We start from the raw sequence: 21422 nt of genomic DNA on the forward strand, positions 1-21422 counted from the left end.
ATTGATTCTGCGTGGCCGCGAGGCCGAAACGGCGCGCCGGGCGCCGCGTGCGCGGATCAACAAAGGGTGGGCGAGATGAGGCTGCTGTCCAAGAACGTCCGTGACGACAAGTCCAAGGCCCCCAAGCCGGCCATGCTGGTCGAAGGCGTAGGTCGCTCCGAAAGCGCCGAGCGTCTGATCGAATCCACCCAGGCGATCGGCGTTCGCTACGAAACCATCCATGGCGGCCTCGACAGCATCGCCCGCGTCGTCGAGCACCTGCGCGCCATCGAACCGCTGCTGTCGGAAATCCGCCAGCCGGTCGCCGAAGAGTTTGAAGCCCGCCGCGCCGAGCACGCCGAGCTGATCGCCCTGCGGGCCAATTGCGAGCAGGCCCTGCGCCAGGCCGCCGCGGCCCAGGCCGAAGAACGCGAACTGGCCGCCCGTCTGGGCCAGACCGAAACCGCCCTGGGCGAGGCCGAGGCCCGCAACCAGGCCCAGGACACGGCCCTGGAAGACAACGCTCTCGAGATCGACCGCCTGCGCAACGGCCTGCTGCAATCGGACCTCAAGGTGGGCAGCCTTGACGCCTCGCTGCGCGACGCCACGGCCCGCATCGAGCATCTGGTCCAGGACGTCGACACCCTGCGCACCCAGAGCCAGGACATCGACTCGCGTCGCGGTGAGGCCGAGGCCTCGCTGGCCCGCGTGCAGCAGCAGAACGCCCTGCTGTCCGAAGAGGTCGCCACCCTGAAGAAGCGCCTGGACCAGTCCGGCCTCGACGTGGCCCGCCTGTCGCGGGTCGAGACCGACCTGGAAGCCCAGGTTGCCGCCGAACGCGCCCGTATCCAGGCCGCCGAAAACGCCCTGGCCGTCCACCAGACCGACAGCGCCCGCACCATTCGCGGCCTGGAAAGCCAGGTCGAGACCAGCCGCGCCGAGATCTCGGCCCTGCAGACCCGTCTGGAAACCGCCAGCGGCCGCGCCGACAAGCTGGAAGAGATGAACGGCCAGATCGCCGCGCGTCTCGCCGACTCCAGCGCCCAGCAACAGGCCGTCGAGCGCCGCGCCGGCGACCTGAACGTGGCTCTGGAACGTGCCCTGGAACGCATCCGCAGCCTGGAGGACGAGGCCGAGGGCCTGCGTCAGCGCCATGCCGGCGTCGACACCGCCCGCGCCGCCGCCATCGAACGGGCCGACCAGCTGGCCAAGGCTGCCGTGGCCCACGAAAAGACCCTCAAGCGTTCCGAAGAGCGCGCCACCCAGTTGCGCACCCGCCTGGACGCCGCCCAGGAAGTCCAGGACGATGCCCGTCGCCAGCACGAGGACAAGGTTGCCGAGCTCCAGGCCCAGATCGATCGCCTGACCTCGGAAGCCGCCCTGGCCGAAGGCGCCCTGGAAGCCGCCCGCCGCGACCGCTCGCGCCTACAAATGGCCCTGCTCGGCGCGACCGAGGACGATCTGGCCCAGGCGGGCTGATCTCGCCGGGCCAGAACCTGATGGAAAAGGCGATCCTTACGGGTCGCCTTTTTTGTATCTAACCCGCCTTCCCCGTCTCCACCTGCGCCTTCAGCCGCGCGACCTGCTGGCCCAGCACGCCGTCGACGGGCGCGGCGATCCTGTCGAGACCGCCCTTCATATAGCCGCCCACATCATAGGTGAGGGTCACGGTGGTCTTGCCGTCCTTTTCGGACAGCACGAAGGCCAGGTGGCCGGCCGCGCCGGTGCTCTGCAGCGGGCCGAGCGCGCCAAACAGGATCAGCTTGGCGTTTGGCGCGGCATGCATGGTGCTCAGGTGAACCACCGAACCGCCGCCCGGCAGGCGCTCGCAGAAACAACCGCCCGAGGCCGCCGCCAGCGACAGGTTGGCGGCCGAGCCTGACCAGGTATGGCTCGAGTCCCACCACAGGGCGGGCTGGACAAGACTGGCCCACACCCTGGACGCAGGCGCGGCGATCTCGACCGACTGACGCACCTGAAAGCCGCCAGGCGTGGCGTCAATGACCTCGGCCCTTGCTGCCGTGGTCAGGGTCATGGCCAGAACAGCGGCCGATAGCCAGATCTTCATGAGCAGTTCCCCCTTGATGATGATCTCTATTCCGGCGGCGAGGTCACGGTCGCGCCGCCGGCCTTCAGCCGGTCCAGCACGCCATTGCCCGGCAACAGGAAGGCCAGATCGACCACCGCCACCGTCACGCCGCCCCGGCCGAGCGCTTCCGACAGAGCCTGGGCCGACTGGCCGATCTGGTCGTCCAGCAGGGCACTGCCGCCCGGCGCGCGGGCCAGGCAACGCTGTGCGGCGCTGGCCGAATAGCGGGCGCGGACGCTGGCCAGGTCGCCCTGGGCCCAGTCGGTGCCGATGCTGGTGGGACGGGCGCCCTCATATTCCAGTTCGTCCAGGGCGTCGCGCAGGCAGGCCAGCTGGCCGTCGGCCGAAAGCTTGCCGACACTATTGAGCACCGGCCCCAGCCGGTACTGGCCCATGGCCTTGATCTTGACCTTCCTGGCCCTGGCCAGACGCTCGATGGTGCTGACGGGTTTGGCTTCAGACAGGCCCGCCGCCTGGCGGAAATCCGACAGCAGGATGAAGCCCGCCACGGCCGGCTTCCAGTTCTTGTAGGGCACATGGCTGCGATTGGCCCGCAGCCGGGCCGAGATGAAGCGAGCCTTCAGGTCGGGGGGCAGTTTGTCTTCCAGGCTTGAGCCAAAGCCCTGGCGCAGGCCCGCCCCGCCCTTCAGCACAAAGCCGGCGATCTGGCCTGGCCCCACTGAGGCTTCCGGCGGAGCCAGCAGAACGTCGGCCTGGTCCAGGGCCCGCTCGAGACGCGGACTGCGCCAGGCCATCTGGTGGGGCAGGGGCGCGGCCGAGCCGACCACATAGAGTTTCGCGCCGCCCTTCTCGACCAGCCACAGGGCCGGACCCGGCGGCCGGGCCACCACGGTCAGTTCCGAAACCACCGCGCTGCCAGGATCGGCAGGCGTCAGCTCGACGGTCTGGGCGTGGGGGGGCGTAGTCGTGAGAGCGAAGAGCGCGATCGCGGCCAAGGTGGTTTTCACAAACGTCATGACGCCTCCGGGTTTGATCCTCGCCTGAACCCACAGGTCCTCACGCCAACTTCTATCTTGTCATCCCGGCCGGACCCCGGCGAACGCCGGGGGGAGAGCCGGGACCCAGGGGCCAACGCCGTGCGGCTGCTCCTGGGTCCCGGATAGCCTCTGCGAGGCTTCCGGGATGACAAGTTTTTGAGCTTTAAGTCGTCTCTAGAGCAACGCGCGCGAAATCAAACTCGCTCGCCTTGCTCTAGCTTTTTGTTTTCGCATCGTTTTCGCGAAAAACCGGCGTCCACTTTTCCGCACGATGCTCTAAGCCCCCGGCGGAACCGGGAAGCCACGGTCGCGCATCAGGGCACCGATCTTGACGTCACGGCCGCGGAAGGCCCGGAACTGATCGACCGGATCGACCGAATTGCCCTTCGACATGATGGTGTCGATCAGGCGCTGGCCGGTCGGCTTGTCGTAGAAGCCGCCGGGGGCCTCCTTGAAGGCCTCGGCCACATCGGCGGTCAGGGTGTCGGCCCACAGATAGCTGTAATAGCCGGCCGAATAGCCGTCGCCCGAGAACACGTGCCCGAACTGCGGCGTGCGGTGCCGCATGACGATCTCCTTGGGCATGTTCAGCTTCGTCAGTTCCGTGCGCTCAAAGGCATCGGGATCGATATCAACGTCGCCGGCCAGATGCAGCTTCATGTCGATCAGGGCACTGGCCAGGTATTCGGTGGTGTCGAAGCCCTGGTTGAAGGTGCCCGCCGCCTTGATCTTGTCGACCAGGGCCTGGGGGATCGGCTCGCCGGTCTTGTAGTGGACGCAGAACTTGCTCAGCACTTCCTTGGTCGGCAGCCAGTGCTCGTTCAGCTGGCTGGGGAACTCCACATAGTCGCGGGCCACATTGGTGCCCGACACCGACGGATAGGTCGCGTTGGCGTTCAGGCCATGGATGGCGTGACCAAACTCGTGGAACAGGGTGGTGGCGTCATCCCACGAGATCAGCACCGGCTCGCCGGGCGCGCCCTTGATGAAGTTGGAGTTGTTGGAGACGATCGTGGTGATCTCGCCCTTGAAGCGCTCCTGGGTGCGATAGGCGTTCATCCAGGCGCCCGAGCGCTTGCCCTCGCGGGCATAGGGATCGAAGTACCACAGACCCACATGCTTGCCGGCCCGGGTCACCTCATAGACGGTGATGTCCTCGTGATAGACCGGCAGGCCTTCGACCTTCTTGTATTCAAAGCCGTAGACCTGGCCCGAGGCCCAGAACATGCCCTCGCGCAGCTTGTCCAGCTGCATGTACGGCTTCACCTCGTTCATATCGAGGTCGTACTTGGCCTTGCGAACCTTCTCGGCATAGAAGCGATAGTCCCAGGGCTCGATCTTGAAGCCGCCGCCTTCCTGGTCGACGATGCCCTGCATGGCCGCCACGTCGATGGCCACTTGGGCGATGGCCGGCTTCCACACCGCCTCCATCAGGGCCATGGCGCTTTCGGGCGTCTTGGCCATGGCGTTTTCGAGGCGCCAGTGGGCATGGGTCTTGTAGCCCAGCAGCTTGGCGCGCTCGACGCGCAGCTTCAGGATCTTGGCGATCAGGGCGTTGTTGTCAGTGGCCCCGCCGCCGTCGCCGCGATTGACGAAGGCCTTCCAGACCTTCTCGCGGGTGGCCCGCACCGGCGAATAGGTCAGGTAGGGGTCAACGCTGGAGCGGGTGTTGACGATGATGAACTTGCCGTCGAGCTTGCGCTGGGCGGCGCTGGAGGCGGCATTGGCCTTCAGCGAGTCGGGCAGGCCGACCAGGTCAGCCTCGCTCAGCTCGATATAGGTGTTCTCGTCAGCCAGCAGGTTTTGGCTGAACTTGGTGAAATAGCCGGCCATCTCGGTGTTGATCGCCGCGACCCGGGCCTTGGCCTTGGGGTCCAGCTTGGCGCCGGCCCGCACGAAGTTGGTGTAGTAGATCCACAGGACGCGCTGCTGCTCGGGCGTCAGCTTGGCCTTGTCGGGCGAGGTGTAGACCGCCTCGATGCGTTTGAAGAGGCCGGCGTTCTGGGTGATCTTGTCGCCGAGGCCGGCGAACTTTGTGTCCAGCTCCTCCTCGACCGTCTGAAACTCGGGCGAGCTCAGATTGCCGCCCCAGATGCCATAGTAGCAATAGAAGTCCGACAGGGCCCGGCCGCTGTCTTCCAGGGCGGCGATGGTGTTCTCGAAGGTCGGCGGCGCAGGATTGGCGACAATGGCGTCGATCTCGGCCAGGTTCTTGGCCATGGCCACCTCGGCGGCCGGCTTGAAGTCGGCGACCTTGACCTTGTCAAAGGCGGGCACGCCGCCATAGGGGCCGGTCCACTTGGCCAGCAGGGGATTGGTCTCGGCGGCCATGGTCAAGCTCGGATTGAGGGTCGCGGCAACGCCGGTAGCGGCGGCTGATGCGAGGAAGGTACGACGTTGCACGGATGATCTCCGGTGAAGGTGTTGACCGCGACCCTAGGCCCGTCGCCGCGCCGCGTCACATGACAGGACCGTAACCTTTGACTTCGGCCGTAAAGCGGCAACGCGGCGGCGTGGACGAAATGCGCGGGCAAGGCTAAACCCCCTTTCATGTCCATCGGTGTCTTTGACTCAGGGGTTGGCGGCCTGTCCGTCCACCGCGCGCTCGTGCAACGCCTGCCGCAGGCGGATTTCACCTATCTGGCCGACCAGGCCAACGCGCCCTATGGCGGCCGGACCGGCGAGGAGATCGTGGATCTCACCCGCGCCGGATGCGAGCGCCTGTTCGAGACCGGCGCAAACCTTGTGGTCCTGGCCTGCAACACCGCCAGCGCCATCGCCCTGCGCCGCCTGCAGCAGACCTGGCTGCCGGGCTATCGCAAGTCGCTGGGCCGCCCCGTCAACATCCTGGGCATCATCGTGCCGACCATCGAGGCCGCCACCGGCCTGCCCTGGGAGCACGAGGCCGAGCGACGCGGCGACAAGATCGAGCAGCTGGACGTGCTGGGCGTGTTCTCCACCCCCGGCACGGCTAAGTCGCGGGTCTATGAGATCGAGATCGACAAGCGCAAACAGGACCTGGCAGTGTTCTCCGAGCCTTGCCCTAACCTGGCCCGGATGATCGAGGCCGATGCCGGCGCGGTCGAGCTTGCCCAGGAAATCGACGGCCACGTTAAGGCCCTGAAGACCCGCATCGGCCGCTATCCCGACCGCGTGGTGCTGGGCTGCACCCACTACGAGATCGTCGCCGACATCTTCCGCGCCGCCCTGCCGGCCGGCACCCCGCTGATCCAGCAGCCCCAGGCCACCGCCGACGCTCTGGAGCTCTATCTGCAGCGCCATCCCGAGCTGGATCCCGGAACCGGCGGCTCGCGCACCTTCCTGACCACCGGCACGCCCGGCCCGCAGAACGGCCTGGTCGAAAGCTTCTGGGGCGGCCCGTTGCGGTTCGAAGCGGCGTAGAGCCGCGACGTTCTGAATCAGATCGTAACCAACGTCGTAAACGCCCCTTAACCCTCTTGCGGCACAACATGGCGGTTCGACCTGCTTAGGCGGGGCCGCAAGATGTTGAGTTCGGAGAGTTTCATGGCGCGAGCCGCGCAGCGTTCCACGGCGGAGCTCCTGATGGATGCGATCGCCTATGGCTGGGCCCAGCCCTGGTCGGCGCGGTTCCGGGGCGGCGTCGTCACGGTGATCGGCGCGGGCCTGCTGCTGGCCGTCGCCACCTATAACGCCACCGATCCCAGCCTGAACGCCGCCACCGCCACGCCGGCCACCAACGCTTTGGGCGGGGCCGGCGCAGCGCTGGCCGATATCGTCATCCAGTCGCTGGGCCTGGCGGGCTGGGGCGCCGCCCTGCTGATGCTGGTGTTTGGCGTCACCCGCGCCTCCCAGGCCGATCCACTGGCCGGGCGGCGCGACCTTCGCCAGCGCGCCGGCGTCGGGACCCTGGGCCTGCTGGCCCTGTCGGGGCTGCTGTCGGCTGCGCCGCGCCCGGCGGCCTGGCCGCTGGAAAAGAGCCTGGGCGGGTTCTGGGGCGATGGCCTGCTGGGGCTGATCGCCGGGATTCTCGACTTCGCCCACATCCCCGCCGCCCGCCCGATAGCGGCGGTGCTGCTGACCATCGCGGCGGCCATCGCCCTGGGCTACGCCATCGGCTTCCGCCGCTTTGACCCCGAGGCCATCGCCCATGCGGTGAGCGGCGCGCTGCAACCGCGCCAACGCCATGAGCCCGAACCCGCTCCGGCCCCCGCGCCCAAGCCGGCCCGCGCTCGCAAGGCCCCGGCCGAGACCCCGATCCCGCCGCGCCGCCCGGCCCGCCCGGACGTCGAACCGCCCGAACAGGCCTACACCCCGCCCGCGCCGCCGATCATCGCCGACGAAGACGACGACTTCCCGGACTCCGCGCACGCCCGCCCCCTGGCCATCGCCAAGCCTAAGGCCCTGCCCAAGGAATCCAGCCGCGAGCAGCGCGAACAGCAGAAGGCATTCGACTTCTCCGACGAGGGCGGTTTCCAGCTGCCCGAGCTGGCCATGCTGGCCAAGGCCAAGCCGCGCTCGTCCGACGTCGACGCCGCCGCCCTGCGCCAGAACGCCCGCCTGCTGGAAAGCGTGCTGGCCGAGTTCGGGGTCAAGGGCCAGATCGACCAGATCCGCCCCGGCCCGGTGGTCACCATGTACGAGCTGGTGCCCGCCCCTGGCGTCAAGACCGCCCGGGTCGTGGCCCTGGCCGACGACATCGCCCGCTCGATGAGCGTCATCTCGTGCCGGGTGGCCGTGGCCCAGGGCCGCAACGCCATCGGCATTGAAATGCCCAATTCGCGGCGCGAGACCGTCTATCTGCGCGACCTGCTGTCCAGCACCGACTACGACAAGGCCAGCTCGATCCTGCCCATGGCGCTCGGCGAAACCATCGGCGGCGAGCCCTATATCGCCGACCTGGCCAAGATGCCCCACCTGCTGATCGCCGGCACCACCGGCTCGGGCAAGTCGGTCGGCGTCAACGCCATGATCCTGTCGATCCTCTACAAGCTGCCGCCCGAGAAGTGCCGCTTCATCATGATCGACCCCAAGATGCTGGAACTGTCGGTCTATGACGGCATCCCGCACCTGCTGGCCCCGGTCGTGACCGATCCGAAAAAGGCCATCGTCGCCCTGAAATGGACCGTGCGCGAGATGGAGGACCGCTATCGGCGGATGTCCAAGATCGGCGTGCGCAATATCGGCGGCTTCAATGAGAAGGCCAATGAAGCCCTGGAAAAGGGCGAGCATTTCGAGCGTACCGTGCAGACGGGGTTCGACGACGCCGGCCGCCCGATCTACGAGACCGAGCAGATCCGCCCCGAGGCCATGCCCTATCTGGTCGTGGTCATCGACGAGGTCGCCGACCTGATGATGGTGGCCGGCAAGGACATCGAAGGCGCCGTGCAGCGCCTGGCCCAGATGGCCCGCGCCGCCGGCATCCACCTGATCATGGCCACCCAGCGCCCGTCGGTCGACGTCATCACCGGCACCATCAAGGCCAATTTCCCGACCCGGATCAGCTTCCAGGTCACCTCGAAGATCGACGCCCGCACCATCCTGGGCGAGCAGGGTGCCGAGCAGCTGCTGGGCCAGGGCGACATGCTCTACATGGCCGGCGGCGGGCGGGTGACGCGCCTGCACGGTCCGTTCGTCAGCGACGGCGAGGTCGAGGCCGTGGCCAAGTTCCTGCGCGACCAGGGCACGCCCAACTACCTCGAAGAAGTCACCGCCGGTGGCGACGAGGAGCAGGAAGAGGCCATCGAAGGCGCCTTCGCCGGCGAGGGCGGGGCCAACGACCTCTATGACCACGCCGTGGCCGTGGTCACCCGCGACCGCAAGGCCTCGACCAGCTACATCCAGCGCCGCCTGCAGATCGGCTACAACCGGGCCGCATCCTTGATGGAGCGGATGGAAAAGGAAGGCGTGGTCGGCGCGGCCAACCACGCGGGCAAGCGCGAGATCCTGGCGCCGCCGCCGCCGGCACTCTAGGCGGCGCTTGACCGCTTTCTCCAGCAACCCCAGCCGGTAAACGAGGGAAAGCTTTAGACTTCAACCCGCCAGGTCAAGCGTCAGAAACTGGTTGTAGGGACTGGCCTGATAGTCGGCAAATGGGCCGCAGGACATAAAGCCGGCGCTGCGGTAGAGCGAAACGGCGGGTTCATGCAGCTTTGCCGTGCCCGTTTCCAGACTCAGGCGCGCATAGCCCCGTTTCCGCGATTCCGCGATGATGTGGCTCAGCATCGCGCGCCCGACGCCGGAGCCGCGCGCAGCCGGCGCGACGCGCATGGACTTTACTTCTCCGTGAGCGCTGCCCAACGCCTTGAGAGCGCCAAATCCCAACAGCGTGTCGTCTTGCCAAGCCGTCCAGAACGTAACGCTGGCCGCCGAAAGCCCCGTAGCGTCAAGCGCGAACGAGAACTGGGCCATCTCGCCCTGCAACTCCTTGAGGTGATAGGCGAGCAAGTCGGCGACATGGTTCGCCGTCGGATCATCCTGTCTTATGTCCACGTGGAGCCTTTCTGCTGCGGCGAGCGCTTGGGCGCGCAGCGCCCACCTGACCTCTATCGAACTGCTGGAAGGTTTGGCAGGTCATTGCGCTGGATATTCTCGATCAGAACGCCGTCAGGGTCGACAAACACGGTGGCGAAACCGGGGGCTTGTTTACTCTCCGAGAATTTCGCATTCTGCGCCGGTTTACGTCCCGTGGGACGGAGCCATCCTTACATCTCACGGCGAGACAATCGCCGGACTGGACAGGTCTCTCAAGGACGACGCTCCGCGTCGCCGCGACGCGGCCGCCGGAGGCGGTGTCGGCGGACAGACCTGTCCAGTCCGGCACGCTGCAGCCTCCAAGAGATTTAAGGATCGGACCGACCCAGGTCGGTTTGCGGACGAATGGGAGACATTGGACCCGTGAAAATATCGGACTTGAGGGCGTGAAGGCTACGCATGGCAGCGAATAGCAAACCGACTGTGGTGCGGATCATAGCTGTTCCCAAAGGCGAGGCGCCTGATTGGGTCCGGGAAAAATGGGTGGGACTTGAGCTCCCGACCTTCGAGCATATCAAAGGTCCACACACCCTGACTGGATGGGGCGTCGTCACAGGGCCGCCGCCAACTTCCATTGAGCAATTCGACGCCGGCTATCGCGGACGGCTCCAGGTAATGAGCGGTTTCTGTGTGAAGACCACGGACGCGATCGCCATCCTAAATAGTGCAAGCCCAGACGCGGCGGCTTGGTGGCGTGAGAACTTCCTAAAGTCAGGTGCCTCCAACGACTTTCTGATGTTTGAAAAAGAATGCTGCCTAGCCCTGATATGATCGCTTGGGTCTATCTTCCCCATCTCAGACCCCCACGGGGCTCGCTCCCAAGCTAGCCGCGTGCAACGCCCCCCCTCCTCCCGCGTTCCCGTCACCCCCAACCTGAACGGCCCTTCATCCCGCCGCCGTCAAATGGCCCCGGATCAGCCTTTCGCTCGTCGCCTGGTCAGGGCAAAGGTTGCGGCCAAGGAGTTCGCATGACCCAGACCACTCGCCGTTCCCTGATCGCCGCCGGCGCCGCCGGACTGGCCGTCGCTGCGTTCAGCGCGCCGGTATTCGCCCAGTCCAAGGCCCCGACCGCCGCCGCCCTGACCCCCGACCAGCAGGCCCTGGTCGACAAGGCCACCGGCTATATCCAGGGCCTGGGCTCGGCCAAGGGCCGCTTTGTCCAGACCGATCAGCGCGGCACGGTCACGCAAGGCACGCTGTGGCTGCAACGCCCGGGCAAGGCGCGGTTCGCCTATGACGGCCCCAACGGCCTGCTGGTCGTGAGCAACGGCAATAACGTCAACATCTTCGACAGCCGCCTGAAGACCTTCGAGAGCTATCCGCTCAGCCGCACGCCCCTGGCCCTGCTGCTGGCGCGTGAGGTGCGGCTGGATCGTGGCGTGGCGATCACCGACGTGCGCAGGCTGGCTGACGGTTTCACCATCGTGGCCCAGGACGCCAAGCGCCAGACCCTGGGCCGGATCAGCCTGGACTTCAGCGAGGGCCCCACCACCCTGATGGGCTGGACGGTTAGTGACGTAAAGGGCGGCCAGATCCGGGTTCGGCTTGCAGACCTTGAAGAGACGGGTGCGCTTGACCCCAAGCTGTTCGTTTTGACCGATCCGCGCCGCCGCGTCGGCAAACCGTGAATGTGACATTCACACAACAGGCAAGAATCAACACGATCTACTCTTGACTATAAATTTCGCAGTGGCATATTTAACACGCATGGCGACGAGCGTCCGACCCGCTCTTCGCAAACCGTACCGGATCCTATCCCCTCCCGGTCGCGGCATGAGAGACAGACTTTTGCCCGGACGCGCATGCGTCCGGGCGTTTTTCGTTCTCGCGCCTAGAAATTCACGTTAGGGAACGGCATGCGCCTCCGTATCGCCACCTGGAACGTCAATTCCGTCCGCCTGCGCGCCGAGCAGGTCGCCCGCTTCGTCGACGAGCAGGCCCCCGATGTGCTGTGCCTGCAGGAGATCAAGTGCCAGGAGGGCGAGTTTCCGCGCGAGGCCTTCGAGGTCGCCGGTCTGCCGTACCTGAAGATCGCCGGGCAAAAGGGCTGGCACGGCGTGGCCATCGCCTCGCGCCTGCCGTTCGAGGATGTCTCCACCCTGATGACCTGCCGCGAAGGCCATGCCCGCTGCGTGGCGGTCAAGGTGGCCGGGGTCGATATCCAGAACTTCTATATCCCGGCCGGCGGCGACACGCCCGACCGGATCGGCAATCCGAAGTTCGATCACAAGCTGGACTTCTACGAGACCCTGACCGCCGCCCTGAAAAAGCGTGACCCGAAAGACCCGCTGATCGTGACCGGCGACCTCAATATCGCGCCCGGCGAGAACGACGTCTGGAGCCACCGCCAGATGTTGAAGGTGGTCAGCCACACACCGGTCGAGCTGGAGGCCTTCGACGCGATGATCAAGTCGATGGGCCTGCTGGACCTGCCGCGCCTGGCGGTACCGGAACCCGAAAAGCTGTTTTCCTGGTGGAGCTATCGCGCCGCCGACTTCCGCAAGTCCAATCGTGGCCTGCGCCTGGACCACATCCTGGCCAGCCCCGGCCTGCGCGACGCGGCCATCATCGACGGCAAGGTCTCATCGAAGGTGCATGACACCGTACGCGAATGGGAACGCCCCAGCGACCATGCGCCGGTGACGGCGGATCTGCGGGTTTAACGGAAGGCGTTGCGATCAGCTGGAGAGGTAGATCCGCCAGCGCCGCTGGCCCCCACCTGACCGGCTTTGCCGGTCGTCCGCCCCCAACGGGGGCGGATGAGATCATCTTCCCCCTCTGGGGGAAGACGGTCGCGAAGCGACCCGTAGGGGGCAAGTACGGGGATAGAGCCCCCTCCATCCCCTGCGTATCGCCGACAAACCCCAGCCACTTCAACGCCCTGCAAAAATCTCGCACCGCGCCATCAGACGCGCTCAAAACCACCCCCATAATCGTCGCTGTCCCCGTCGCAGGGGGAGGGCGCTTGGTACCGGCCCGAAGCGGCGATGGGGATGAAGCTGAGCGGGGCCGCGCGGTCACGCGGGCAAGACGGAAAGTGGCCTGTTCGTTGGATTGATCCGGGGCCACCGGAGGTCTTGCTTTCGAGACAGCGCGGAACGACAGGGCGGTGATCGTAAAGCCGTCTATCGCGACCCGTCGGACCCCTCACGGATGCACCGCAGGGGTTGGGCGCGCCCGTCCGGGGGACAATTGGGGGCCAGAGCTGAAACAGCGCTCGCGAGCTTGCCATCCTCACGGTCAGAACAGCTTCTGCGAAGCGGAAGAGACGAGCCGAAACGCACACACTACCCATCACGGTCCCCGGGTTCGCCCCGGCCGCTTCGCGCCTCCCCACGAAAACTCAGCGACTGTTCGCGTGAGGCGGAGAGCTCGTGCGCTGACCAAAAAGGCCTGACCTGAACCTAGCCCGAGATTTCCACCAGCCCCAGCTTCACCCAGACGGCCTTGTCCTTCAGCGTGGCGCTGATCCACTCGGCATGGACGGCGCGTTCGGCGTCGGTAGAGCGCGGGGCCAGGGGGCGGGGGCGTTGGCCATAGGCGCCGGCGGTCAGCTGGGCGGTCATGCTGGCGGTGACCACCGCCGTCAGTTCCAGCGCCCGCTCCTTGCCGCCCTGCAGTTCCAGATAGACCTCGGCCAGCAGGTGGGCGTCGATCAGGGCCCCGTGCTTGTCGCGGCTGTCGAGGCTGATCTTGTAGCGTTTGCACAGCGCGTCGAGCGAGTTGTACATGCCCGGGAAGCGCTTCTTGGCCATGGCCAGGGTATCGACCCAGCGGGCTTCGGGCAGGGGCGGGCGACCGCACTTTTCCAGCTCGAAATTGACGAAGCTGCGGTCAAAGGCCGCGTTGTGGGCCACGACCACACTGTCACCGACAAACTCCAGAAAACGGTCGGCAATGGCCTCGAAGCGGGGTTTGCCGGTCAGAAAAGCGCTGGAGAGGCCGTGAACCTTCTCGGCCTCGGCCGGCATGTCGCGCAGAGGGTCGCAATATTCGTGGAACGACTGGCCGGTCGGCATGAAGTCGACCACCTCGATGCAGCCGATTTCGACCAGGCGGTCGCCGGTCTTCGGATCAAAACCGGTGGTTTCGGTGTCGAGGATGATTTCCCGGGCCATGGCGATTCAATGGGCCGGTTCGGCGGCCCCTTCAAGTCATGCAGGTTGTCGCAGGGCCGCCAGGATCTGACGAACCTGTTGATGGGCAGATTCCAGGCCCTGGCTGGTGTCGATCACGAAGTCGGCGCGGGCCCGCTTTTCGGCGTCTGGCGTCTGGCGCGCCAGGATGGCCTCGAACTTGGCCGCGTCCATGCCCGGCCGGGCCAGGACCCGAACGCGCTGCACGTCGGCCGGGGCGGAGACCACCACCACCTTGTGGACCTTCTTGTCGCCGCCGGTCTCGTAGAGCAAGGGCACGTCCAGCACGACGATATCCTTGCCCTCGGCGGCCGCCTTTTCGAAGAAACCGATGCGGTCAGCGCCGACCAGGGGATGAACGATCGTCTCCAGCGCCTTCAGGGCCTCAGGCTTGCCGACCACCCGGGCGCTGAGCAAGGTGCGGTCGATGGCGCCGTCGACGACCACACCCGGAAACGCCGCCTCGACCGGGGCCACGGCTGCGCCGCCCACGGCGTAAAGCGCATGGACGGCGGCGTCGCTGTCGTAGACGGGAACACCCTCGGCCTCGAACATGGCCGAAGTCGTGGATTTGCCCATGCCGATGGAACCGGTCAGGCCCAGGATGATCATGGCTCAGGCCTCTCCCAGTTGGCGCAGGGCGATGGCCCGCACATCGACATCAGACGGCGGTGGCTGTCCATAGAAGGCCTGGAACGACGGAACCGCCTGACGCAGCAGCATTTCCAGCCCGTCCACCGTGCGCCGGCCAAGACCTTCAGCTCGTCGCAGGAATTGCGTCCGCAGCGGCTTGTAGACCATGTCCATCACCACCGCCGCGGCGGGCGTCCGGGCCAGGTCGGCGACCGGACCCTCGCCACCGCCGAGACCCAGCGCGGTGGCGTTGATCACCAGGCCCGCATCGGCCAGCAGATCGGGCAGGGCGGTCTCGTCGGCGGCGATGACGCGATCGCCCAGGGCCTGCGCCAGGGCCTGGGCCCGCGCCAGGGTGCGGTTGATGACCCGCACCTGCGGCGCGCCGGCCAGCAGCAGGGCCGCCACCGCGCCCCGCGCCGCGCCGCCCGCGCCCAGCACCACCACCGGGGCCGATGTGACATCGAAACCCTGAGCCTGGACAGCGACAGCGCCCAGCAGGCCGGGACCATCGGTATTGTCAGCGAAGATCGAGCCGTCTTCCGCAAAGATCAGCAGGTTGGCCGCTCCGGCCATCCTGGCCAGGTCACTGGCGTCATCGGCCAGGGCCAGGGCCCGCTCCTTGAACGGGATGGTGACGTTCAGGCCCCGGATCGCCCCGCCGCGCAGGCCGCCGATGAAGGTCTCGAACCGCTCTTCGCTTGGCGCGAAGGGCACATAGGCCGCGTCGAGGCCGGCGGCGGCGATCCAGGCATTGTGGATCAGGGGGCTCATCGAATGACGGATCGGCGCGCCGCAGACGCCGGCGACGATCGCCGCGCCGGTCAGGGTCGAACTCATGCCTGGAGCGCTCCATGCAGACGCAGGAAGTCCAGCAGTCCGATCATCGGCAGGCCCAGGACGGTGAAATAGTCGCCATGGACACCATCGAACAGTTGCACGCCCTCGCTCTCCAGCTCATAGCAGCCGACGCAGTGCAGGATGTGTTCCCCGCGCCGCTCCAGATAGCCGTCGAGCCAGGCCTCGCTGAACGGACGCACCGACAGCTTGGCGCTGTCGACCACCCGCCAGATCGGCCGACCGTCGCGGGCCACGACCACGGCCGAGTGCAGCTTGTGGGTCTGGCCACGCAGCTCCAGCAGCAGGGCGCGGGCCTCATCCAGGGTCGCGACCTTGTCGATCAGCCGGCCGGCGAAATCCAGGGTCTGGTCGGCACCGATCACCAGGCCGGGCCGCTTGGTCGAGACCTTGACGGCCTTCATCTCGGCCAGGGCGTCGGCCACCTCACGCGGCGAGGCCCCTTCGGCCAGCAGGCCAGCCTTGGTCGCGTCTTCATCGACGCCCGCCACCACCGCTTCAAAGACAACGCCGGCGTTCTTCAGGAGGCTCTGGCGGGCGCTGCTTTTCGACGCCAGGGTGACCGGTGTTAAGGTCTGCGACGTCATCCCAGAACCTCGACCTGCCCCCGGCCGCCCGACAGCAGGTTGATGATCGCCGCCGCTGTTTCTTCCACCGAACGGCGGGTGACGTCGATGATCGGCCAGCCCATCCTCTCGAACAGGCGGCGGGCGGCGATGATCTCGGCGCGCACGGCATCGGCGTCGATATAGTCGCTCTCGCGGCTTTCCTTCAGCGACAGCAGGCGGTTGCGGCGGATCGAGATCAGCCGGTCGGGCGAGGTCATCAGCCCGACGATCAGGGTGTTTTTCAGCTCGAACAGTTGGGCCGGTGGCGGCGAGGTCGGCACCAAAGGCACATTGGCGGCGCGCACCCCCCGATGGGCCAGATAGATGCAGGTCGGGGTCTTGGAGGTGCGCGACACGCCCACCAGGATCACGTCCGCCTTGCTCAGATCCTGGCCGCCCTGACCGTCATCATGGGCAATGGCGTAGTCCAGCGCGTCGATGCGGTCAAAATAGTCATTGTTCAGCGTGTGCTGCGCCCCGACCCGGGTGGAGATCCGCGCGCCCAGATAGCGCGACATGGCGCTGACCACGGGATCCAGCGCGGCGATGCAGGGCATCTCCAGCCGCCGGCAGCCTTCTTCCAGCGCCGTGCGCAGATTGGGATCGATGATGGTGTGCATCACCACGCCCGGAGCCCCGGCGATCTCTTCCAGTGCTCGGTCCAACTGCCGGGTGGACCGCACCAGGGCATAGATGTGTTCAATGGGCAGGATGTCGGTGAAGCGCGCGCAGACCGCGCGGGCCATGGCGTTGAGGGTCTCGCCGGTAGAGTCGGAAACGAGGTGGATATGGAAATAGGTCGCGAACCGGGGTGCCGGTCGCTCGCTTTCACCGGTGCTTGCCGAAACGTCCTGTGGATCATCCGTTAACGGTTGCTTAACCACTTGCCCTGCCTCTGGGGATGCGTGGGCGCCAAAGTCGCCCCGAACCGCCTTGTCATGTCGCCGCTGTGATCAACGGCCATACTGACCGCGTAACATCCCCAAGCTCGCCCTGCATCCCTGGAGTTCGGGATAGCGCTCGTCACATATCCGGGACGAAAAGGTTAACGCTTCGTTAGCGCCCAAGCCGGCGTTAAGAGTTCATTAAGGAATAGAAGGCCCTGTCCATCCATCCCCAAGATTAACAGGGCGCTGCCCACATGTGCGGAATCCCGGGCGCCGATTGGGACGGCCTGTGCATGAGGCGAGGAACAGCCGGGTTTTCCCCAGTTCCCACTTGCCCTTCTCCTCCTACTGTCAAACTTAAGATCTTATTAAGAAATGAAGATTGGCCTTCGGGCTTGAGCCCGGACGCGTGAAGGGATTTAACGCCCTGCATGACGCTCGTGACGCCCAAACTCCTTTCGGTCCTGTCGGGACAATCCTTTGAACGCCCTCCGGTCTGGTTCATGCGCCAGGCAGGACGGTACCTGCCGGAGTACCGCGCCGTGCGGGCCACGGCGCCTGACTTCATCGCCTTCTGCTTTGATCCGGAGAAGGCCGCCGAGGTCACGCTGCAGCCCATGCGGCGTTTTCCCTACGACGCGGCGATTGTCTTTGCCGATATCCTGCTGATCCCCGGAGCCCTAGGGCAGAAGGTCTGGTTCGAGGCCGGAGAGGGCCCCCGGCTGGGCGAGATGCCGTCGATTGAGAGCATGGCCGAAAAGGCCAGCGAGGCGGGCAAGGCCCTGTCGCTGATCGGCGAGACCCTGAGCCGGGTTCGCGCCGCGCTTGATCCGGAAAAGGCGCTGATCGGTTTTGCCGGCGCGCCCTGGACTGTGGCGACCTACATGATCGAGGGCGGGTCCAGCGACCGCACTGGTGCGCGGACCTATGCCTATCAGAACCCCGAAAAGCTGGACGCCCTGATCGCCATACTGGTCGAGGCGACCATCGACTATCTGGTCATGCAGGTGAACGCCGGCGCCCAGGCCGTGAAGCTGTTCGAGAGCTGGGCCGAGGGTCTGTCCGAACCCCAGTTCGAGCGTCTGGTGATCCGGCCGCACATCGCCATCGTCGAGGGCCTGCGGGCCCGGGGCGTGACCGTGCCGGTGATCGGCTTTCCGCGCGGCGCCGGAGCTTTGGTCGAAAACTACGCGGCAGTCGTTCCCGTCCAGGGCGTGGCGCTCGACACCCAGGTCAGCGCAGTCATGGGTCAGCGCATCCAGAAGACCAAGCCCATCCAGGGCGCGCTGGATCCCTTGCTGCTGCGGGCCGGCGGCGATGAACTGCTGCGCCGCGTCGACCAGATGCTGGAGCAGTGGGGGCAGGGCCCTTATATCTTCAATCTGGGCCACGGCATTCTGCCTGACACCCCCATCGCTCATGTCGAGCAGGTTCTGGCGCGGGTTACCGGCAAATGAGCGGGAAAAAGATCGCTGTCGTCCTGTTCAATCTGGGCGGCCCCGATGGTCCGGACGCGGTTCGGCCGTTCCTGTTCAACCTGTTTCGCGACAAGGCGATCATCGGTGCCCCGGCGATCATCCGTTATCCGATCGCGGCCCTGATCTCGACCACCCGCGAAAAGAGCGCCAAGGCCAACTATGCGATCATGGGCGGTGGCTCGCCGCTACTGCCGGAAACGCAAAAACAGGCCACGGCTCTGGAAGCCGATCTGGCTCAGCGCCTGCCCGGTGACGAGGTGCGTTGCTTCATCGCCATGCGCTACTGGAAGCCCCTGACCGACGAGACCGCCAGGGCCGTCAAGGCGTTTGCGCCTGACGAGGTGGTGCTGCTGCCGCTGTATCCGCAGTTCTCGACCACCACGACCGGCTCATCCGTCAAGGCATGGAGCAAGGCCTATAAGGGACCCGGTCGGGTCTCGACCGTGTGTTGCTATCCGACGGCCGACGGGCTGATCCAGGCCCATGCCGATCTGATCGCCAAGGCCTATGAGGCTGCCGGTCGTCCTGGTCCGGCGCGCCTGCTGTTCTCGGCCCACGGCTTGCCGGAAAAGGTCATTGAGGGCGGCGATCCCTACCAGACCCAGATCGAGGCCACGGCCGCCGCTGTCGCCGCCAGGCTGGGCGAGGGCTGGGACTGGCGAGTCACCTATCAAAGCCGGGTGGGTCCGCTGAAATGGATCGGACCCTCGACAGACGACGAGATCCGCGCCGCCAGTGAGGCGGGTCTGGCCTTGGTGGTTACGCCCATCGCCTTCGTTTCCGAACATATCGAGACCCTGGTCGAGTTGGATCATGAATACCGCGAACTGGCGGTCGAGCATGGCTGCCCGGCCTATGTAAGGGTTCCGGCCCTGGGCGTGACGCCGGGCTTCATCGCTGATCTGGGCGGCATGGTCACTGGAGCCCTCGCGGCGGCCGACAGGCTTACCACCGCCTGCGCCTGGCGTTGCGGCGGCGACCGCAGCCAATGCCCCAACAAGGCCGGAGCCCGGATGTGACCGACTTTCTGGTCCAGAACTTCAATCTGATCCGGGGCCTGCACATCCTGGCCGTGATCGCCTGGATGGCGGGGATGCTGATGCTGCCGCGCATCTTCGTCTATCACATGAGCGCCGAGCCAGGCTCGAAGATGGACGCCGTGTTCAAGTTGGCGGAACTGCGCATCCTGCGGATCATCATCAATCCAGCCATGATCCTGGCCCTGGTCTTTGGCCTGGCGCTGGTCATGGCCGACGGTGCCATTCGCGGCTGGGACTTCCTGCTCAAGCCCTGGATGCTCACCAAGATCACGGCGCTGGTGTTCCTGTTCGCCTGGCACGGGTTCATGGCCAGGGCGCGTCGCAAGTTCGCCAACGACCAGAACACCCGCCCGGAAAAGTTCTGGCGGATGACCAACGAACTGCCCTTCATTGCGGCCATCATCATCGTGATCTCGGTGACCACCAAGTTCCTGAACGGCTAGTTCTGGGGCTCGGGCCAGCGTTGCGCTTGACCCACTCCCCCGCATGTGGTTCCCATCCCACAGGGTCTGACGCCGCGCGTCTGGCCTGACCTCCTTCACGGACCGGCGCCCGTCCTGGCGCGCCCCCCGAGGCCAAGGCCTCGAAGGTCCGTTCCCCAAACGATCCGCGCCGTCGTTCCCTGGCGCGCTCGCCGTGTCTTCGATGCGGCGCGAGAATTGAAATCCTTCCGGCCGGATCTGCGTCTCGCGGTCCGCGCCCACCCTTGAGTCTGCTCATGACCGAAGACACCGAAAACGAAGTTTCCACCGACCTGGAAACCGTCATCGACACCACCACCCCTGCCGAGGCTCCCGGCGCTCGTGACGCCGAGGACAACGGCGACGCTGAAGACACCGGCATCGCCGACGCCGTCGCGGCCCTGGGCCTGAAGACCATGTCGCTGCAGGAGCTGAAGGAGAAATCCCCGGCTGACCTGCTGGCCTTCGCCGAGACCTTTGAGGTCGAGAACGCCAACTCCATGCGCAAGCAGGACATGATGTTCGCGATCCTCAAGACCCTCGCCGAAGAAGGCGTGGAGATCTCGGGCTCGGGCACCATGGAAGTGCTGCAGGACGGCTTTGGCTTCCTGCGCTCGCCGGAAGCCAACTATCTGCCGGGTCCGGACGATATCTATGTCTCGCCCTCGCAGATCCGCAAGTATGGCCTGCGCACCGGCGACACCGTGGACGGGGCTATCCGCTCACCGCGCGAAGGCGAGCGCTACTTCGCCCTGACCGGCGTGGCCAAGATCAATTTCGAGGCCCCCGACAACGTCAAGCACAAGATCCACTTCGACAACCTGACGCCGCTCTATCCCGAAGAGCGCCTGAACATGGAACTGCCCGATCCGACCGTGAAGGATCGCTCGGGCCGGATCATCGACATCGTCGCTCCGCTCGGCAAGGGCCAACGCTGCCTGATCGTCGCCCCGCCTCGCGTGGGTAAGACTGTCATGCTGCAGAACATTGCCAAGTCGATCGAGACCAACCATCCGGAAATCTACCTGATCGTCCTGCTGATCGACGAGCGTCCGGAAGAAGTCACCGACATGCAGCGCACCGTGAAGGGCGAGGTGATCGCCTCGACCTTCGACGAGCCCGCGACCCGCCACGTGCAGGTGGCCGAGATGGTCATCGAGAAGGCCAAGCGTCTGGTCGAGCACAAGCGCGACGTCGTCATCCTGCTGGACTCGGTCACCCGTCTGGGCCGCGCCTACAACACCACGGTCCCGTCGTCGGGCAAGGTGCTGACCGGCGGTGTCGACGCCAACGCCCTGCAGCGCCCCAAGCGCTTCTTCGGCGCGGCGCGCAATGTGGAGGAGGGCGGTTCGCTGACCATCATCGCCACTGCTCTGATCGATACCGGCAGCCGCATGGACGAAGTGATCTTCGAAGAGTTCAAGGGCACCGGTAACTCGGAAATCATCCTGGACCGCAAGGTTGCCGACAAGCGCATCTTCCCGGCCATCGACGTGCTGAAGTCCGGCACCCGCAAGGAAGAGCTGATCACCCCGCGCGACCAGCTGCAGAAGACCTATGTGCTGCGCCGTATCCTCAACCCGATGGGCGCTTCGGACGCCATCGAGTTCCTGCTCGAGAAGATGCGCCAGTCCAAGACCAACGGCGATTTCTTCCAGTCGATGAACACCTGAGTCTAGCCGGACTCACGGCCATACGGAAAAGCCCCGGGGATGACCCGGGGCTTTTTTGTAGGGTCTGGC

Annotated in this window: 19 protein-coding genes; 10 read left to right on the forward strand and 9 right to left on the reverse strand. The window is 66.0% G+C overall.

Translation table 11 applies throughout. The features are described from left to right. Positions 1-75 precede the first annotated feature (75 nt). Entirely contained in the window at positions 76-1458 is a 1383-nt protein-coding gene (locus ACW179_RS05370; RefSeq protein WP_492063272.1) for an intermediate filament-like cell shape determinant CreS, read from the forward strand. 58 nt (positions 1459-1516) lie between these two features. Here the strand turns inward: ACW179_RS05370 and ACW179_RS05375 are convergent, their stop codons facing one another. The 3 genes from ACW179_RS05375 to ACW179_RS05385 form a co-directional block, all read right to left on the reverse strand. Beyond that, on the reverse strand, positions 1517-2047 hold the full coding sequence (locus ACW179_RS05375; RefSeq protein ID WP_492063273.1) for an SRPBCC family protein: 531 nt from the start codon (positions 2045-2047) through the stop codon (positions 1517-1519). Positions 2048-2073: 26 nt separating this feature from the next. Next, positions 2074-3045, reverse strand: coding sequence for a TraB/GumN family protein (locus ACW179_RS05380; protein WP_492063274.1), 972 nt, complete (start codon positions 3043-3045; stop codon positions 2074-2076). Positions 3046-3342: 297 nt separating this feature from the next. Next, positions 3343-5469, reverse strand: coding sequence for a M3 family metallopeptidase (locus ACW179_RS05385; RefSeq protein WP_492063275.1), 2127 nt, complete (start codon positions 5467-5469; stop codon positions 3343-3345). A gap of 147 nt (positions 5470-5616) precedes the next feature. On the opposite strand from ACW179_RS05385, the gene ACW179_RS05390 reads away from it, so the two are divergent. Beyond that, positions 5617-6468 carry a glutamate racemase gene (locus ACW179_RS05390; protein ID WP_492063276.1) on the forward strand — a complete coding sequence of 284 codons (852 nt, stop codon included), beginning with the start codon at positions 5617-5619 and terminating at the stop codon, positions 6466-6468. A gap of 105 nt (positions 6469-6573) precedes the next feature. Beyond that, a complete protein-coding gene (locus ACW179_RS05395; RefSeq protein ID WP_492064257.1) occupies positions 6574-9018 on the forward strand; it encodes a DNA translocase FtsK in 2445 nt (814 codons plus the stop codon). A 60-nt stretch (positions 9019-9078) separates the two neighbouring features. On the opposite strand, the gene ACW179_RS05400 is transcribed toward ACW179_RS05395, so the two are convergent. Continuing rightward, positions 9079-9537 carry a GNAT family N-acetyltransferase gene (locus tag ACW179_RS05400; RefSeq protein ID WP_492063277.1) on the reverse strand — a complete coding sequence of 153 codons (459 nt, stop codon included), beginning with the start codon at positions 9535-9537 and terminating at the stop codon, positions 9079-9081. Between the two features lie 441 nt (positions 9538-9978). On the opposite strand from ACW179_RS05400, the gene ACW179_RS05405 reads away from it, so the two are divergent. From ACW179_RS05405 to xth, 3 genes are all read left to right on the forward strand, one after another. Next, positions 9979-10350 carry a hypothetical protein gene (locus ACW179_RS05405; protein ID WP_492063278.1) on the forward strand — a complete coding sequence of 124 codons (372 nt, stop codon included), beginning with the start codon at positions 9979-9981 and terminating at the stop codon, positions 10348-10350. Between the two features lie 197 nt (positions 10351-10547). Continuing rightward, positions 10548-11207, forward strand: a complete 660-nt coding sequence (locus ACW179_RS05410; protein WP_492063279.1) for an outer-membrane lipoprotein carrier protein LolA — start codon at positions 10548-10550, stop codon at positions 11205-11207. A gap of 228 nt (positions 11208-11435) precedes the next feature. After that, the gene (xth, locus tag ACW179_RS05415; protein ID WP_492063280.1) at positions 11436-12242 is read left to right on the forward strand and encodes an exodeoxyribonuclease III; all 807 of its coding nucleotides are present in this window, start codon (positions 11436-11438) and stop codon (positions 12240-12242) included. Between the two features lie 741 nt (positions 12243-12983). Here xth and dnaQ read toward each other — a convergent pair. Genes dnaQ through ACW179_RS05440 form a run of 5 tightly spaced genes read right to left on the reverse strand, consistent with a single transcriptional unit; the run spans position 12984 to position 16698 of the window. Continuing rightward, positions 12984-13697 (reverse strand): DNA polymerase III subunit epsilon, encoded by a 714-nt coding sequence (dnaQ, locus tag ACW179_RS05420; RefSeq protein ID WP_492063281.1) that lies wholly within the window; start codon positions 13695-13697, stop codon positions 12984-12986. A gap of 36 nt (positions 13698-13733) precedes the next feature. Further along, a complete protein-coding gene (gene coaE / locus ACW179_RS05425) occupies positions 13734-14327 on the reverse strand; it encodes a dephospho-CoA kinase (RefSeq protein ID WP_492063282.1) in 594 nt (197 codons plus the stop codon). 3 nt (positions 14328-14330) lie between these two features. Next, a complete protein-coding gene (gene aroE, locus ACW179_RS05430) occupies positions 14331-15188 on the reverse strand; it encodes a shikimate dehydrogenase (RefSeq protein WP_492063283.1) in 858 nt (285 codons plus the stop codon). Next, on the reverse strand, positions 15185-15793 hold the full coding sequence (locus tag ACW179_RS05435) for a Maf family protein (protein WP_492063284.1): 609 nt from the start codon (positions 15791-15793) through the stop codon (positions 15185-15187). Before ACW179_RS05435 ends, aroE begins: the two co-directional genes overlap by 4 nt. After that, entirely contained in the window at positions 15790-16698 is a 909-nt protein-coding gene (locus ACW179_RS05440) for a pyruvate, water dikinase regulatory protein (RefSeq protein WP_492063285.1), read from the reverse strand. Before ACW179_RS05440 ends, ACW179_RS05435 begins: the two co-directional genes overlap by 4 nt. A 434-nt stretch (positions 16699-17132) precedes the next feature. Here ACW179_RS05440 and hemE point away from each other — a divergent pair, with 434 nt between their 5' ends. The 4 genes from hemE (at position 17133) to rho (ending at position 21353) form a co-directional block, all read left to right on the forward strand. Then, positions 17133-18158 (forward strand): uroporphyrinogen decarboxylase, encoded by a 1026-nt coding sequence (gene hemE / locus ACW179_RS05445; protein WP_492063286.1) that lies wholly within the window; start codon positions 17133-17135, stop codon positions 18156-18158. Next, on the forward strand, positions 18155-19198 hold the full coding sequence (gene hemH, locus ACW179_RS05450; protein WP_492063287.1) for a ferrochelatase: 1044 nt from the start codon (positions 18155-18157) through the stop codon (positions 19196-19198). Before hemE ends, hemH begins: the two co-directional genes overlap by 4 nt. Further along, entirely contained in the window at positions 19195-19662 is a 468-nt protein-coding gene (locus ACW179_RS05455; RefSeq protein ID WP_492063288.1) for a CopD family protein, read from the forward strand. Before hemH ends, ACW179_RS05455 begins: the two co-directional genes overlap by 4 nt. 275 nt (positions 19663-19937) lie before the next feature. Continuing rightward, entirely contained in the window at positions 19938-21353 is a 1416-nt protein-coding gene (rho, locus tag ACW179_RS05460; RefSeq protein ID WP_492063289.1) for a transcription termination factor Rho, read from the forward strand. Positions 21354-21422: the final 69 nt, after the last annotated feature.

This window comes from Caulobacter sp. AVps18 (genome assembly GCF_058681425.1).

What these genes read in the sequence shown, in the direction of transcription:
- dnaQ (WP_492063281.1), bottom strand. Translation starts at nt 13,697, where the DNA reads ATGGCCCGGGAAATCATCCTCGACACCGAAACCACCGGTTTTGATCCG.
- aroE (WP_492063283.1), bottom strand. Translation starts at nt 15,188, where the DNA reads ATGAGTTCGACCCTGACCGGCGCGGCGATCGTCGCCGGCGTCTGCGGC.
- rho (WP_492063289.1), top strand. Translation starts at nt 19,938, where the DNA reads ATGACCGAAGACACCGAAAACGAAGTTTCCACCGACCTGGAAACCGTC.
- hemE (WP_492063286.1), top strand. Translation starts at nt 17,133, where the DNA reads ATGACGCTCGTGACGCCCAAACTCCTTTCGGTCCTGTCGGGACAATCC.
- ACW179_RS05375 (WP_492063273.1), bottom strand. Translation starts at nt 2,047, where the DNA reads ATGAAGATCTGGCTATCGGCCGCTGTTCTGGCCATGACCCTGACCACG.
- hemH (WP_492063287.1), top strand. Translation starts at nt 18,155, where the DNA reads ATGAGCGGGAAAAAGATCGCTGTCGTCCTGTTCAATCTGGGCGGCCCC.
- ACW179_RS05370 (WP_492063272.1), top strand. Translation starts at nt 76, where the DNA reads ATGAGGCTGCTGTCCAAGAACGTCCGTGACGACAAGTCCAAGGCCCCC.
- ACW179_RS05435 (WP_492063284.1), bottom strand. Translation starts at nt 15,793, where the DNA reads ATGACGTCGCAGACCTTAACACCGGTCACCCTGGCGTCGAAAAGCAGC.
- ACW179_RS05390 (WP_492063276.1), top strand. Translation starts at nt 5,617, where the DNA reads ATGTCCATCGGTGTCTTTGACTCAGGGGTTGGCGGCCTGTCCGTCCAC.
- coaE (WP_492063282.1), bottom strand. Translation starts at nt 14,327, where the DNA reads ATGATCATCCTGGGCCTGACCGGTTCCATCGGCATGGGCAAATCCACG.
- ACW179_RS05405 (WP_492063278.1), top strand. Translation starts at nt 9,979, where the DNA reads ATGGCAGCGAATAGCAAACCGACTGTGGTGCGGATCATAGCTGTTCCC.
- xth (WP_492063280.1), top strand. Translation starts at nt 11,436, where the DNA reads ATGCGCCTCCGTATCGCCACCTGGAACGTCAATTCCGTCCGCCTGCGC.
- ACW179_RS05380 (WP_492063274.1), bottom strand. Translation starts at nt 3,045, where the DNA reads ATGACGTTTGTGAAAACCACCTTGGCCGCGATCGCGCTCTTCGCTCTC.
- ACW179_RS05410 (WP_492063279.1), top strand. Translation starts at nt 10,548, where the DNA reads ATGACCCAGACCACTCGCCGTTCCCTGATCGCCGCCGGCGCCGCCGGA.